The sequence below is a fragment of the Sediminicoccus sp. BL-A-41-H5 genome (assembly GCF_050632405.1).
Lineage (GTDB): Bacteria > Pseudomonadota > Alphaproteobacteria > Acetobacterales > Acetobacteraceae > Roseococcus.
On the sequence record NZ_CP192601.1, the window covers coordinates 2,053,923 to 2,066,536 of the forward strand.

The window sequence follows — 12,614 nt, forward strand, 5'->3', positions numbered from 1 at the left end:
ACACGATGGACCCCATCCTCCTCGCCCGGATCCAGTTCGCGGCCAACATCTCCTTCCACATCCTGTTCCCGACGATCACCATCGCGCTGGGCTGGGTGCTGCTTTTCCTCAAGCTGCGCTTCGACAAGACGGGCGATGCCGCCTGGATGGACGCCTACAAGTTCTGGGTGAAGGTCTTCGCGCTGAGCTTCGCGCTCGGCGTCGTCTCGGGCGTCACCATGTCCTTCCAGTTCGGCACCAACTGGCCGGGCTTCATGGAGCGCGTGGGCAATATCGCGGGCCCGCTGCTCGCCTATGAGGTGCTGACCGCCTTCTTCCTGGAAGCCTCCTTCCTCGCCGTCATGCTCTTCGGTTACGGGCGTGTTCCGAACCGCATCCACACGCTGGCCACGCTGCTGGTGGCCGGCGGCACCAGCGCCTCGGCCTTCTGGATCATCGTGCTGAACTCCTGGATGCACACGCCCACGGGCTACGAGATCCGCGAGGGCGTGGTCCACGCGACGGACTGGATGGCGATCATCTTCAACCCCTCCATGCCCTATCGCCTGGCGCACATGATGCTGGCCTCGGGCCTTACCGTCGCCTTCCTCATGGCCGGCCTTTCCGCCTGGCGCTGGCTGCGCGGCGACCATTCGCCGGGCGTGGTGCGCGCGCTGAAGACGGGCGTTGTGCTGGGCGCCATCCTCATCCCCGTGCAGATGTTCGCGGGCGACATGCACGGCCTGAACACGCTGAAGCACCAGCCGCAGAAGATCGCGGCCATGGAGGGCATCTGGCACACCGAGCGCGGCCCCGGCCTCGTGCTCTTCGCCGTGCCGGATGCCGAGACCCAGACCAACAAGTACGAGATCAAGATCCCCCTGCTCGGCAGCCTCATCCTGACGCATTCGCTGGATGGCGAGGTGAAGGGCATCAGCGAATTCGGCAATGACCACCCGCCGGTCGCGCCCGTCTTCTTCGCCTTCCGCATCATGGTCGGCGTCGGCGTGCTCATGCTGCTCGTCTCCTGGTGGGGGGTCTGGACGCTGCGCAAGCGCGGCATCACGCCCACCCTGGCCCGCGCGCTGGTGGTGATGACCTTCTCCGGCTGGGTTGCGACCCTCGCCGGCTGGTATGTGACGGAAATCGGCCGCCAGCCCTGGCTCGTCACCGGCATACTCCGCACGGGCGAGGCGGCCGGCCCGGTCGCGGCCACCACCATCCTCGGCTCGCTCATCATGTATCTCGCGCTCTACGCCGCGCTGCTGCTGGCCTATATCCTGACGCTGATGCACCTGGCCCGCCGCCCCGCCGCGCCCGAGCCCGAGCAGCTCGGCGGCAACGACCCCCTCAAGCCCCTGCCGGCGGAGTAAGGCGCGATGGAAACCCTCCCTCCCGGCGCCTGGCTGCCCATCACCTTCGCGGTGCTGATGGCGGTCGCCATGCTGCTCTATGCCGTGCTGGACGGCTTCGACCTCGGCGTCGGCATCCTGCTGCGCGGCACGACCGACGAGGCCATGCGGGACCGCATGGTGGCCAGCATCGGCCCCTTCTGGGACGCGAACGAGACCTGGCTGGTGCTGGGCGTGGGCCTGCTGCTCGTGGCCTTCCCGGCCGCGCACGGCATCATCCTCACCGCGCTCTACGTGCCCGTGGCGCTGATGCTGATGGGCCTCATCCTGCGCGGCGTGGCCTTCGAGTTCCGCGCCAAGGCGCCCGTCGCGCAGAAGCCGCGCTGGGACATCGCCTTCCAGGGCGGCTCCATCCTGGCCGCCTTCAGCCAGGGCTGGATGCTCGGCAGCTACATCCTGGGCTTCGCCGAGGGCTGGCTGGCCTTCGGCTTCGCCATGCTCACCGGCCTCTTCACCGTGGCCGCCTATGCGCTGATCGGCGCCTGCTGGCTGGTCTGGCGTGGCGAGGGGGACATGCAGCTGCTCGCCGCCCGCTGGGCGCGCCGCGCCCTCTATGTCAGCTGGGCCGGCGTGCTGGCGGTGAGCGCGGCCACGCCCATCGCCAGCCCGCGCATCTTCGAGCGCTGGTTCACCATGCCGGACACGCTGGCGCTCGCCCCCATCCCGCTGGCCACCGGCGCGCTCTTCCTGCTGCTGCACATCTTCCTGCGCCGCTTCCCGCGGGCCGACCACAGCCTGGACTGGGTGCCCTTCGCGGCCACGGCCGCAATCTTCGTGCTCTGCTTCCAGGGGCTCGCCTACAGCTTCTGGCCCTATGTGGTGCCGGAGCGGCTCACCATCTTCGCCGCCGCCAGCGCGCCGGAATCGCTGATGATCATCCTGGTCGGCGCGCTCGCCGTGCTGCCGATGATCGGGCTCTACACCTTCTTCATCTGGCGCATCTTCGGCGGCAAGGCGCGGGAATTGAGATACTATTAGCGCCCTCAAGCGCCGGGCGCGCGCTCCGCGCGCTTGGCTTCGGAATGCTGAAGCATTCCGCCGCGCCTATCCGGCGCGGATCCTCGTAGCGCGGTCTTTCCATTCGCAGGGCCGCTCGGGTGCCCCGCGCCATCAGCTCCGCTGCACGGCTTCCACCCCGCCCGGCGTCGGCAGGCCGCGGCGGCGGAGGCAGTCATTATAGAGGCGGCGCTCCGCCTCGTTCTCCTGGTTCTGCAGGAAGCGCACCTGCGTCTGGTTGGTGAAGTTCGACGCCCGCGCCGCATCGCGCTCCGGCCCGCGCGTCGCCTCGGCGCGGCAGGCCGGGTCATTCATGATGGGGGGCGCCGCCACGGGCTCAAGCCCGCCACAGGCGGCCAGCAGCGGCAGAGCGGCAAGGCGGGGCAGGATCTTCATGCCGAAAGCCAATCCTCGATCAGGCGCCGCGCGATGGAATCCGCGCGCGGCAGGGAAAAACCAAGCTCCTGGTGGCGGCGCAGCTCGTCCCGCGTGAACCAGCGCGCATCCTTCAGCTCGTCGGGGTCGATGGTGATCTGCTCGCTCAGCCCCTCGGCGTGGAAGCCGATCATGATCGAGGCCGGGAAGGGCCAGGGCTGCGAGGAATGATAGCTCACATGGCCGACCAGGATGCCAGCCTCCTCCATCACCTCGCGCCGGACCGCCTCCTCGAAGCTCTCGCCCGGCTCCACGAAGCCGGCCAGCGTCGAATACATGGTCACGTTCGGGAAGCGATGCGAATGGCCGAGCAGGCAGGCATCGCCGCGCACCACCAGCATGATCACGGCGGGGTCGGTGCGCGGGAAATGCTGCGCGCCGCAGCCCGTGCATTGCAGGGCGTTGCCCGCGCTGCGCGGCTCGGTCACGGAGCCGCACACGCCGCAATAGCGGTTCTTCACCCGCCAATGCATCAGGCCGCGCGCATGGGCCAGCACGCTCGCCTCGCCCTCCGGCAGCAGGCCGGCCACGCCGCGCAGGTCGGAGAAGCCGCCCATCCCCTCGGGCAGCAGCGGCAGCGGGTCATCGGCGTGCGAGCAATCCACGGCGAAGACCGGCCGCTGGTCCCACAGGCCGAGAAAGGCCCAGGGCCCGCCGGCCATGCGCACCGCCTCGGCCCCGCCGCGGCTCAGCAGCACCGCCTCGGGCCGGCCCTGCTCCACGCCGAGCATCAGGCTCCGCGAGCGCCAGACGGGCACGAAGAGCGCCGCCTCATCGGCCAGCGCGGCGGTGATGAAGCCCTCATCGTCCCGCTGGCCGGAGCAGCGGTCGAGCGGGCTGCCGGTGTAAACATTGGCGCGGCTGGCGGGAATCATGAGCATGGGCCGAGCCTAACGCGGATGCGCGCGCCCGGAAATCCCGGGCCGCGGACTTGACCCAGGGCGCGGCGCCAAGCGACCCTCAGGCCCGGAGACGCCGGTCGCACCCTCGAAGGGATGCACCGCATGACGATGACCACCCGCCGCGTCCTGCTCGCGGCCCCGGCGCTTCTCGCCGCCCGCCCGGCCCTGGCCTTCCCCGACCGCTCCGTCCGCATCGTCTCCGGCTTCCCGCCCGGCGGCACGAATGACATCGTGGCCCGCGCGCTGGCCGCCCCGCTCGCCACCGTGCTCGGCCAGCCGGTGGTGGTGGAGAACCGGCCCGGCGCCGGCGGTGGCGTGGGGGCGGCCGCCGTGGCACGCGCGGCGCCAGACGGCCACACGCTCTATCTCGGCATCGTGGACACGCAATCCATCAACCCGCTCACCTATCGCCGCCTCGCCTATGATCCGGAGCGCGACTTCGCGCCGATCAGCCTCGTCACCAGCGTGCCCTTCGCCATGATCGCCGGCCCCGCCCGCCCGCAGGTGACCGACATGGCGAGCCTGATCGCCTCGGCCAAGGCCGCCCCCGGCCAGCTCACCTATGCGAGCTGGGGGGTGGGCAGCACGCCGCATCTCGCCTTCCTCCGCCTCGCCCAGCGCGAGGGGATCGAGATGCTGCACGTGCCCTTCGGCGGCCCGCCTGCCGCCGTGCTCTCGATGATGAATGGCCAGGTGGACGTGATGATGCTGGGGGCCGGCAATGCCGAATCCTTCGCGCGCGACGCCCGCATCCGCGTCATCGCCACCGTGGCGCCCGAGCGCCTCGAACTCCTGCCCCAGGTGCCGACGCTGAAGGAGCAGGGCTTCGACATGCCCATGGGCCTCTGGCAGGCGCTCTATGCCCCCGCCCGCACGCCCGAGCCGGTGCTGGCCCGCCTCGTCGCCGCCACGCATGAGGCGATGCGGGCCCCCTCCTTCATCGAGGTGATGCGGACCCAGGGCGCGAAACCCGAACCCACCAGCCCGGCCGCGCTGCTGGCCCTGCAGCGCGGGGAGCGCGAGGCCTATGGCGCGGTCGTCCGCTCGCTCAGCCTCGTGCTGGATTGAGGGCGGTCATCCCGGCGTGAACACCCAGGCGGCCACGAAGGCGATCACCACAAGCACCAGCCCGAAGCCGAGCACGTAGCGCGTCATGCGGACCGTCTGGCCCTGGCGCGCCTCGTCGGTGGTGATGGTGCGCGGCTTGTCCTCGGGGGTCATGCGGGGGCAACGCCGGGTCGCGCAACAGGTTGCGCGAACCCGCGTTTCGCGCTGCGCTGGCGGCCTCGACCACGAGGGGGATTTTCGCATGCATCCCATCAAGGCGGCGGGGCTCGCCCTGCTTCTTCTCGCCGGCACCGCCATGGCGCGGCCCTTGGCGGCGCAGGAGGTGCCGCCCCCCGCGCAGGGCCTGCTGCAAGGCGCCGAAGCCGGCGACGTCGCCTGCTACCTCCGCATCCGGGACGACGCCAATCGAAGCCGCAGCTGGATGGCGGAGTTCGAGATGTGCGAGAAGGCCGGCCCGCTCCTCGGCCAGCGGGTGGCGCTGAGCTGGAAGCCGGGCCGCGTGCCGCACCCCACCTGCCAGGGCAAACCCGATTGCCGGCGCTCGCAGCAGGTGATGCTGGTCACGGGGATGGAGGCGGTCCGGCGGCCGTGATCCGGCGGCCCCGGTTCAGACCGCCCGGACTTCGCCGCCCCATTCATTGAGCAGCGCCGCCAGCGCCTCATTGGGCGTGGGCGCCACCAGCACGTCGGGCCGCAGCAGGCGCAGCAGGTCCTCGCCGCCATGGTCGGCGCCGATCGCGACCAGGTCCACCTCGGGGCGCGCGGCCATCAGCCCGGCCATCTCGCCTTCATCCTGCACGCCCACCAGCAGGCGGTCGCACCAGCGGCGCGCCTGCTCGGTCATCGCCTCGGGGCAGGGCGCGCCATTCACCTGGAGCAGCCCGATCCGCCAGCCGCGATGCCGCCAGCGCTCGATCACCTCGGCCGCCAGCGGCAGGGAGACCAGCTTGCGCATGGCGCTGCGGCCCGGCGCGAGGCCTTCCAGCAATTCCTCCGACCGCACGGGCGCGATGCCGGACTTGCGGCTGACGATGCCCAGCGCGAGTGCCGCCAGCCGCGCCACGGCGGCGAGCGAAAGCCCGGTGGCGAGGCCGGCCGCGACCACGGCCACCACGGCATCGCCGCCGCCCGCCGGGTCATGCACCTCGGACGCCTCGGCGCGGAAATGGCGCACCGTCTCGCTGCCATCCGCCTCGCGCTCCACCAGCGTCAGGCCGTCCGGCGCGCGCGGCACGAGCACCGCGCGGAAATTATGGGCGCGCAGCAGGTGGCTCGCCGCCAGCGCGACGGACGCCTCGTCATGCACCGGCATGCCGGTGGCACCGGCCAGTTCCTCGGGCTCGGGGATGATCAGGTCGGCGCCGGCGAAGCGGCCATGGTCGCCGCCCTTGGGGTCCACCACCACGCGGCGATTGGCCGCGCGCGCCGAGGCGATGAGCCGCGCGGGGATATCCCCCGCCAGCACGCCCTTCCGGTAGTCGGACAGCACCAGCGTGGTCGTCGCGGCCACCGCGTCGGAGGCGATCTTCACCAGCCGGTCCGCGAGGCGCGGATGGATCGGCGCCGCCTGCTCGCGGTCGGTCCGCAGCAGGTGCTGCCCGCCGGAGACGAAGCGCGTCTTGGTCGTCGTCGTCCGCCCGCCCTGCACCAGCAGCCAGGGCTCGACCCGCGGCTGACCGCCGATCAGGCCCGTCAGGTCGCTGCCGGCATTGTCGTCCCCCACCACCGAGACGAAGGCGACGGCCGCGCCCAGCGCGGTGAGGTTGCGGACCACATTGCCCGCGCCGCCCGGCAGCACGACCTCGCGTTCCACGGTGAGGACAGGGACGGGCGCCTCGGGGCTGATGCGGCTGACATGGCCATGGACGTAGCGGTCCACCATGGCATCACCGACGACGAGGACGGCGCCGCGCGCCATGGCGCGCACCGCATCCGCCAGTTGGGCGGGCGTCACGGCGTCTCGTCCGGTCGAGGCGGGGGGCAACCTGGCTGGCATGTCGCCTTTGGGTAGCCCAGGCGGGGCGGCGACCGCAACAGATTGTGACGATCATGGTGATCGGGGGCGCCTAAAGATTGATTAAGCCTTGGGCCGGTATCCCCCTGTTCTGGCGCAGGAGGTGCCGCCCGCATGACCAACCCGCCCCCGCAGAATCCCGCCTGGCGCAGCGCCGTCGCTGGCCTGCCGGCCGGCGCGCTCGCGGTGCTGCAGCCCGCCCGGGGCCCGCGCGGCGCCCGCCGCGTGGCCCGCGCCCTGCTGGAGGAGGCGGCGGTGCTGGGCGGCGGCCAGGTCCTGGCGCTGCCGGGCGCGGACCTGCTGCTGACCCCCACCCCCGCCCCCGCCCGGCGCGCCGCCCAGGCCATCGCGGATCTCACCGGCCTGCCGCCCGAAACCTTCCCCCTGCCCGAGGCCGAACAGCCCCTCGCCACCCGCGCCGAGGCTGCCGCCCTCGCCCCGCCCGCCCCCGCCTGGAGCCTCGCGGCGCTGGAGGCGCATGTCGCGCGGCTGCCGATCGGCGAGGCCGCGCGCCTCACCCTGCTCGCCACCGGCGCGGGTGGCGCGCCGGTGGCCCAGCGCCTCGGCCCCGCCCCGCTCGGCCTCGACGATCCCGAGCTGGAGGCCATGGCGCGGGAGGCGCTCTGCCGCCGCCTGCTCTCCGCCCTGACCGACCCCGCGGCGCGCGGCCAGCTTCCGCCGCTGCGCCCCGGCCTGCGCCTGATCCTGGACCTGCCGCTGGCGGGGCTCTCCGGCGGAGCGCTGCGGGCCGGCCGGCCCGGCGACCCGGACGGGCCGCTCGCGCTGCTGCCCCTCTCCGCCCTCGCCGCCCCGGCCGCCTTCGCCCGCACCACCGAGGGGCTCCGCGCGGCGGGCTGGGCGATCGGCCTGCTGGCGAATGACGCCGCCGCTCCCGCCCTGATGGACCTGTCGGAGATCACCTGGGTGATCCCCGCCGCCGCCGCGCCGCCGCCCCTGCTGCCGGCCCGCCTCATCGCCCTCGGCCGGCCGGTGCCCGCCTGGTGCCGCATGCCGGGGATTCTCCATGAGGGCGTGGCATGAACGCGCTCTCCCCCCTGCCGCCGCCCTTGGCCGCCCCGGAGCTCGCCGCCACCTCGCGCGATGCCATGGCGCTCGCCGCCCTGGCCCGGGACTGCGTCAATTCCGGCGTGGAGCGGCGCGTGCTGCATGTCCGCCTCTCCCTCATCCCGGCCCGCCTGCGCGAGCCGCGGCACGACCGCCTGGTGCGCGAGGCGCTGGAGCCGCTGCTGCGGCCCACCCGCGCCCGCCTCTATGAGCTGCCGGGCGGCGACCTCGTCGCCCTCTCCCCCCCGCCGGGCGACCATCTGGAGGAGACGCGGCGCGGCCTGGCCCGGCTGCTGCCCGAGATCCCGGCCGAGACTCTGCTGCCGGTGATGCGTTTGCCGGCCGAGGCGGCACGGCTGCTGACCGTGGTCGAGGCCGCCCTCGGCCTGGATGACCCGGGCCAGGAGCCCGCCCCGCCCCCGCCCAGCGGCCTGCCGCCACCCGGCGCGGCCGAGATGGATGCGGCGGCCCGCGCGCTCGCCACCGCCAACCTCGCCGCCTATCTGCGCCGCCAGGCCATCTGGCGCCTCGCCCCCGGCGATGCCGAGCCCCTGCCCCTCTTCACCGAGCTGCGCCCCTTCCTGCCCGACCTCGCCGCCGCCGTGCTGCCGGGGCGGGACATCACCGCCGCCCCCCCGCTGGCCCGCCGCTTCCGCATCGCCGCCGAGCGCCGCATGCTGGCCGAGCTGGCCCGCCCGCAGGAGGCACGGGCGCTGGGCGACGCCTGCCTGCCGCTCAGCCTCGCCAGCGTGCTGGAGACGGAGTTCCTGCGGCTGGAGGCACTGCTCGGCCCGGCCGGGCGCGGCCGGGTGCTGCTCGGCATCCCCGCGGCGGATGTCCTGGCCGATCCGGCCGGCTTCGCCCTGCTGCGCCGCCTGGCCGGGGCACGCGGCTGGGCCCTCGCCCTGGATGAGGCGGAACCGGATCTGCTGCGCCTGCTACGGCCGGCGGCGCTGGACGGGCTGCAGCTCCGCCTGCGCTTCACGCCCGCGCTGCTGGCCGGCGACGCCGCCGCCCGCGCCCGGCTGGACGCCGCCCTGCCCGCCCGGCGCGACAGCGTGATCCTGACCGGGGCCGACAGCCCCGCCGCCATCGCCTGGGGCTGGCAGCGCGGCATCACCCGCTTCATGGGCCGCGTGCTGGAGGCACGCTGAAGGCAAGATGCTGGAGGCACGCTGAAGGCAAGATGCTGGAGGCACGCTGAAGGCGCCCGGTTTGCAGCGCCTCAACGCGCGGCGGGCGGCCCCATGCCACAAGGACGGCGCACAGGAGACGAACATGCCCCGGACCGAACTGCACGGGCTCCAGCAGCAGCCCGAGAGCCACATCATCATCCCTCGGCGCGGCCGCCGCCCGCTGAAGCTCACCTGGCGCGCGGGCGAGCCCATGGATGGCTGGGTCTGGATGCGGATCCCGCCCGCCGCCCGCCTTGAGATTCCCCGCGCCGAATGGCCCGAGAAGGCGCCGGAGATCGAGGTGCTTCCCGGCGACCTGCCGCCGCATGGCTGCACCTATGTGGATGCCGGCCGGAAGGCGCGCCGCCGCTAAGCGCCCGCGCATGGCAGGCTTGCGGGGCGAATTTCCCCCATGGACTCGCCGGCCTTGGCGTGTTTTATGCGCGCCACCCTGCCGCCGGCGTTGGCACGCCCGCGGCTATGCCCGCTTGCGCGCCACGATCCCCGTCGGCCGCCAGGGCTGAGCAGCCATAGGGAGAGATCATGCCACTCTACGAATGCGTGTTCATCGCGCGCAATGACGTGACCCAGCAGCAGGTCGAGGCGATCGCCGACAATATCGGCACGACCCTCGGCGAGCACGGCGGCGCCGTCGTCAAGCGCGAGTATTGGGGCCTGCGCGGCCTCGCCTACAAGGTGAAGAAGAACCGCAAGGGGCACTACATGCTCCTCGGCATCAACGCCCCCGCCGCCGCCATGCAGGAAGTCGTCCGCCAGCTCGGCCTGAACGAGGATGTGCTGCGCGAGCTGACCATCCGCGTCGAGGAGATCGACCCCGAGGCGCCCTCCGCCATCCTCGCCAAGCGCGCCGATGACCGTGACCGCGAGCGCGGCTTCCGTGGGCCCAAGCCCGCCGGCCGCTTCGGCTCGGGCCGTGCCGCCGGTGGCCGTGACGATCGTGAGGAATTCCGGGCTCGTCCGCGCGACGAGATGGACCTCAACCTGAACGACGAGATGTGAGCCGATGAGCGAAACCGCCGAACCCAACATCGCCAATCGCCGCGCCGCCGTCGGCGCGCGCCGCCCCTTCTATCGCCGCCGCAAGTCGTGCCCCTTCTCGGGCCCGCAGGCGCCGAAGATCGACCACAAGGATGTGCGCCTCCTGTCCCGCTTCCTGAGCGAGCGCGGCAAGATCGTGCCCAGCCGCATCACCGCCGTCAGCGGCAAGAAGCAGCGTGAGCTGGCGAACGCCATCAAGCGCGCCCGCTTCCTGGCCCTGCTGCCCTACGTGATCAACGACTGACACCGAGGCGGCCCGGTGGCACAGAGCGCAACTCCAGGCGGGGTCTTCGGCCAGCCCGGCGCCCTCGCGGCGGGTGCGGCGGGGCTGTGCGCGGCCGTGCTCGCCCTCTGGGCGATGCGCGGGATGCCGCTGGGGGGCATGCTGCTCTGGGTGACGCCGCTGCCGCTCTTCGCGGCGGGCTTCGCCTTCGGCGCGCGGACGGCGATCTTCGCCATCGGCATCGCGGCCATCGCCGTGCTCTTCGGCAGTTCCCTGCTGGGGCTCGCGGTCTTCCTCGCCGTCTTCGGCGTGCCGGTGGCCTTGATCACCGCCACCTCCGTGCAGGCGGGGCGCATGGACCTCTCCCTCCCGCTCGCCATCCTCGGCATCTGGCCGGTGGTGGTGCTGGGGCTGCTCGCGGCTTCCGTCTCCGACCTGGAGGGCGAGATGCGGGCCGCGGTGGAGATGGGCGTGCGCCGCATGGGCATCGCGATGCCCGAGGGCATGGTGGGGCAGATCGCGCAGGTGAAGGCGGCGGCCGCCGGCTTCTGGATGTCGCTGCTGATGGTCGGCAATGGCGCGGCGGCGCAGAACCTTCTCACCCGGCAGGGCCTGGCGCTTCACGCCACCCCGCCGGCCGAGGATCTTCGCCTGCCGAGCTGGTATCTGCCGCTGCCGCTGGTGGGCCTGGTCCTCTGGGCGCTGGTGGGGGGTGCCGTGGCCCTCTCCGCCATGCTGCTGCTGCTGGTTCCGGTCTTCCTGCTCGGCGTCGCCAGCATCCACCGGCTGCTGCGCGGGCGCCCCGGGCGCTTCGCCTTCCTCATCGGCTTCTACCTGCTGATGCTGCTCTTTCTCCAGATTATGGCCCCGCTGATGGTCGGCGTGGGTCTCTATGACCAAATTCGGCGGCGCGCGATGCCGCCCCAAACCTGATCTGAGGCGTGCCATGATTGAACTCATCCTGATGCAGCGTGTGGACAAGCTCGGCCAGATGGGCGAGCTGGTGAAGGTGAAGCCCGGCTACGCGCGCAACTTCCTGCTGCCCGGCGGCAAGGCCGTGCGCGCCACCAAGGCGAACCTCGCCCGCTTCGAGGCCGACCGCGCGCAGCTCGAGGCCCAGAACCTCAAGCGCCGCGAAGAGGCCGAGCGCGTGGCCGAGCGCATGGAGGGCCTCTCCATCGTCCTCATCCGCTCCGCCGGCGAGAGCGGCAACCTCTATGGCTCCGTCTCCGCGCGCGACATCGCCGATGGCTGCACCGCCGCCGGCCTGACCGTGCACCGCTCGCAGGTGCTGGTGGATGCGCCGATCAAGCTGCTGGGCCTGACCACGGTCCGCGTCGAGCTGCACCCCGAGGTGATGCTCCCCGTCGTCGTGAACGTCGCCCGCTCGCCGGAAGAGGCCGAGAAGCAGGCCCGTGGCGAGGAGATCGCCCGCGAGGAGGAGATCACCCTCGAGGACGAGCTGGTCGCCGAGCTGGGCGCCGCCACGCGCGAGTAATCCCTTCGCCACGGCGAAGAGATGGGAAAGGGGGCCGCGAGGCCCCCTTTTTCTTGGGCAGCACCATTACGTCAGTGCATTTGACATATCGGCCCGCCGCCAGCGAGGCTCGGGGCATGGATCAGGCCCTCGCCCTCATCGGCTTCGCGCTCGCCACCTCCGGCACGCCCGGCCCCAACACGGTGATGGTGACGGCCAGCGCCGCGCGCTTCGGCATCGCGCGCGTCATGCCGCACATGCTGGGCATCACGCTCGGCTTCCCGGCGATGATCGTGGCCGTGGCACTCGGCCTCGGCCTGCCCTTCGCCCAGCTTCCCGGCCTGCACCGGGCGATGCAGGCGTTGGGTGCCGCCTGGCTCCTCTGGCTCGCCTGGAAGATCGCGAGCGCGCCGGTGGGCGCCACGCCGGATGCGCCGGCCCGGCCGCCGCTGGGCTTCCTCGGCGCCGCCGCCTTCCAATGGGTGAATCCCAAGGCCTGGATGATCGCCCTCGCCGCCCTGCCGGCCTTCACCGTGCCCGGCCAGCCCATCCTGCCGCAGGCGCTGGTGATCGCGGCGGTCTTCGCGCTGGTCTCCATGCCCTGCCTGCTCTTCTGGGCCTGGATCGGCCGCGCGGCGGGGCATGTTCTGGGCCAGGGCGCCCGCCTGCGCGCCTTCAACATCGTGATGGCGGTGCTGCTGGTGCTCAGCCTTCTGCCGCTGGCCCTCGGCTGACGGCTACGCCCTGGCGGCCCCCCCCCCCGCCATGCAAAAGCCCCCGGCCCCAGCAGCGCCAGCGAGATCAGCGCC

General features: G+C 72.6%; 16 protein-coding genes. 12 read left to right on the plus strand and 4 right to left on the minus strand.

Translation table 11 applies throughout. The annotated features are described in order from the left end of the window. The first annotated feature begins 5 nt into the window (after positions 1 to 5). On the plus strand, positions 6 to 1,352 hold the full coding sequence (locus ACQ860_RS10275) for a cytochrome ubiquinol oxidase subunit I (protein WP_431303282.1): 1,347 nt from the start codon (positions 6 to 8) through the stop codon (positions 1,350 to 1,352). 6 nt (positions 1,353 to 1,358) lie between these two features. Then, positions 1,359 to 2,369 carry a cytochrome d ubiquinol oxidase subunit II gene (locus tag ACQ860_RS10280; RefSeq protein WP_431303283.1) on the plus strand — a complete coding sequence of 337 codons (1,011 nt, stop codon included), beginning with the start codon at positions 1,359 to 1,361 and terminating at the stop codon, positions 2,367 to 2,369. A 132-nt stretch (positions 2,370 to 2,501) separates the two neighbouring features. Here the strand turns inward: ACQ860_RS10280 and ACQ860_RS10285 are convergent, their stop codons facing one another. Next, positions 2,502 to 2,783 carry a phosphoribosylamine--glycine ligase gene (locus ACQ860_RS10285; protein ID WP_431303284.1) on the minus strand — a complete coding sequence of 94 codons (282 nt, stop codon included), beginning with the start codon at positions 2,781 to 2,783 and terminating at the stop codon, positions 2,502 to 2,504. Further along, positions 2,780 to 3,703, minus strand: a complete 924-nt coding sequence (nudC, locus tag ACQ860_RS10290; protein WP_431303285.1) for an NAD(+) diphosphatase — start codon at positions 3,701 to 3,703, stop codon at positions 2,780 to 2,782. Before nudC ends, ACQ860_RS10285 begins: the two co-directional genes overlap by 4 nt. 123 nt (positions 3,704 to 3,826) lie before the next feature. Between nudC and ACQ860_RS10295 the strand changes: the two genes are divergently transcribed. Further along, on the plus strand, positions 3,827 to 4,792 hold the full coding sequence (locus tag ACQ860_RS10295) for a Bug family tripartite tricarboxylate transporter substrate binding protein (RefSeq protein ID WP_431303286.1): 966 nt from the start codon (positions 3,827 to 3,829) through the stop codon (positions 4,790 to 4,792). A 6-nt stretch (positions 4,793 to 4,798) separates the two neighbouring features. On the opposite strand, the gene ACQ860_RS10300 is transcribed toward ACQ860_RS10295, so the two are convergent. After that, positions 4,799 to 4,945, minus strand: coding sequence for a hypothetical protein (locus ACQ860_RS10300; RefSeq protein WP_431303287.1), 147 nt, complete (start codon positions 4,943 to 4,945; stop codon positions 4,799 to 4,801). An 88-nt stretch (positions 4,946 to 5,033) separates the two neighbouring features. Here ACQ860_RS10300 and ACQ860_RS10305 point away from each other — a divergent pair, with 88 nt between their 5' ends. Continuing rightward, positions 5,034 to 5,384: a hypothetical protein gene (locus ACQ860_RS10305; RefSeq protein ID WP_431303288.1), complete on the plus strand. Its 351-nt coding sequence runs from the start codon at positions 5,034 to 5,036 to the stop codon at positions 5,382 to 5,384. Positions 5,385 to 5,399: 15 nt separating this feature from the next. Here the strand turns inward: ACQ860_RS10305 and ACQ860_RS10310 are convergent, their stop codons facing one another. Then, positions 5,400 to 6,746 carry a bifunctional heptose 7-phosphate kinase/heptose 1-phosphate adenyltransferase gene (locus tag ACQ860_RS10310; RefSeq protein ID WP_431303289.1) on the minus strand — a complete coding sequence of 449 codons (1,347 nt, stop codon included), beginning with the start codon at positions 6,744 to 6,746 and terminating at the stop codon, positions 5,400 to 5,402. A 174-nt stretch (positions 6,747 to 6,920) separates the two neighbouring features. Between ACQ860_RS10310 and ACQ860_RS10315 the strand changes: the two genes are divergently transcribed. The 8 genes from ACQ860_RS10315 (at position 6,921) to ACQ860_RS10350 (ending at position 12,539) form a co-directional block, all read left to right on the plus strand. Further along, positions 6,921 to 7,847 carry a hypothetical protein gene (locus tag ACQ860_RS10315; protein WP_431303290.1) on the plus strand — a complete coding sequence of 309 codons (927 nt, stop codon included), beginning with the start codon at positions 6,921 to 6,923 and terminating at the stop codon, positions 7,845 to 7,847. Then, complete coding sequence (locus ACQ860_RS10320; RefSeq protein ID WP_431303291.1) at positions 7,844 to 9,025, plus strand: hypothetical protein; 1,182 nt, start codon at positions 7,844 to 7,846, stop codon at positions 9,023 to 9,025. Before ACQ860_RS10315 ends, ACQ860_RS10320 begins: the two co-directional genes overlap by 4 nt. A gap of 124 nt (positions 9,026 to 9,149) precedes the next feature. Continuing rightward, positions 9,150 to 9,419: a hypothetical protein gene (locus ACQ860_RS10325; RefSeq protein WP_431303292.1), complete on the plus strand. Its 270-nt coding sequence runs from the start codon at positions 9,150 to 9,152 to the stop codon at positions 9,417 to 9,419. Positions 9,420 to 9,589: 170 nt separating this feature from the next. After that, positions 9,590 to 10,066 (plus strand): 30S ribosomal protein S6, encoded by a 477-nt coding sequence (rpsF, locus tag ACQ860_RS10330; RefSeq protein ID WP_431303293.1) that lies wholly within the window; start codon positions 9,590 to 9,592, stop codon positions 10,064 to 10,066. Positions 10,067 to 10,070: 4 nt separating this feature from the next. Next, entirely contained in the window at positions 10,071 to 10,349 is a 279-nt protein-coding gene (gene rpsR / locus ACQ860_RS10335; RefSeq protein WP_431303294.1) for a 30S ribosomal protein S18, read from the plus strand. A gap of 15 nt (positions 10,350 to 10,364) precedes the next feature. Then, a complete protein-coding gene (locus tag ACQ860_RS10340; RefSeq protein ID WP_431303295.1) occupies positions 10,365 to 11,261 on the plus strand; it encodes a hypothetical protein in 897 nt (298 codons plus the stop codon). A gap of 13 nt (positions 11,262 to 11,274) precedes the next feature. Further along, entirely contained in the window at positions 11,275 to 11,826 is a 552-nt protein-coding gene (gene rplI / locus ACQ860_RS10345; RefSeq protein WP_431303296.1) for a 50S ribosomal protein L9, read from the plus strand. A 116-nt stretch (positions 11,827 to 11,942) separates the two neighbouring features. Further along, positions 11,943 to 12,539 (plus strand): LysE family translocator, encoded by a 597-nt coding sequence (locus ACQ860_RS10350; RefSeq protein ID WP_431303297.1) that lies wholly within the window; start codon positions 11,943 to 11,945, stop codon positions 12,537 to 12,539. Positions 12,540 to 12,614 lie beyond the last annotated feature (75 nt).

Excerpts from the sequence above, each read along its gene's own strand:
- ACQ860_RS10275 (WP_431303282.1), top strand. The coding sequence starts at position 6 with ATGGACCCCATCCTCCTCGCCCGGATCCAGTTCGCGGCCAACATCTCC.
- ACQ860_RS10280 (WP_431303283.1), top strand. The coding sequence starts at position 1,359 with ATGGAAACCCTCCCTCCCGGCGCCTGGCTGCCCATCACCTTCGCGGTG.
- ACQ860_RS10285 (WP_431303284.1), bottom strand. The coding sequence starts at position 2,783 with ATGAAGATCCTGCCCCGCCTTGCCGCTCTGCCGCTGCTGGCCGCCTGT.
- nudC (WP_431303285.1), bottom strand. The coding sequence starts at position 3,703 with ATGCTCATGATTCCCGCCAGCCGCGCCAATGTTTACACCGGCAGCCCG.
- ACQ860_RS10295 (WP_431303286.1), top strand. The coding sequence starts at position 3,827 with ATGACGATGACCACCCGCCGCGTCCTGCTCGCGGCCCCGGCGCTTCTC.
- ACQ860_RS10300 (WP_431303287.1), bottom strand. The coding sequence starts at position 4,945 with ATGACCCCCGAGGACAAGCCGCGCACCATCACCACCGACGAGGCGCGC.
- ACQ860_RS10305 (WP_431303288.1), top strand. The coding sequence starts at position 5,034 with ATGCATCCCATCAAGGCGGCGGGGCTCGCCCTGCTTCTTCTCGCCGGC.
- ACQ860_RS10315 (WP_431303290.1), top strand. The coding sequence starts at position 6,921 with ATGACCAACCCGCCCCCGCAGAATCCCGCCTGGCGCAGCGCCGTCGCT.
- ACQ860_RS10320 (WP_431303291.1), top strand. The coding sequence starts at position 7,844 with ATGAACGCGCTCTCCCCCCTGCCGCCGCCCTTGGCCGCCCCGGAGCTC.
- ACQ860_RS10325 (WP_431303292.1), top strand. The coding sequence starts at position 9,150 with ATGCCCCGGACCGAACTGCACGGGCTCCAGCAGCAGCCCGAGAGCCAC.
- rpsF (WP_431303293.1), top strand. The coding sequence starts at position 9,590 with ATGCCACTCTACGAATGCGTGTTCATCGCGCGCAATGACGTGACCCAG.
- rpsR (WP_431303294.1), top strand. The coding sequence starts at position 10,071 with ATGAGCGAAACCGCCGAACCCAACATCGCCAATCGCCGCGCCGCCGTC.
- rplI (WP_431303296.1), top strand. The coding sequence starts at position 11,275 with ATGATTGAACTCATCCTGATGCAGCGTGTGGACAAGCTCGGCCAGATG.
- ACQ860_RS10350 (WP_431303297.1), top strand. The coding sequence starts at position 11,943 with ATGGATCAGGCCCTCGCCCTCATCGGCTTCGCGCTCGCCACCTCCGGC.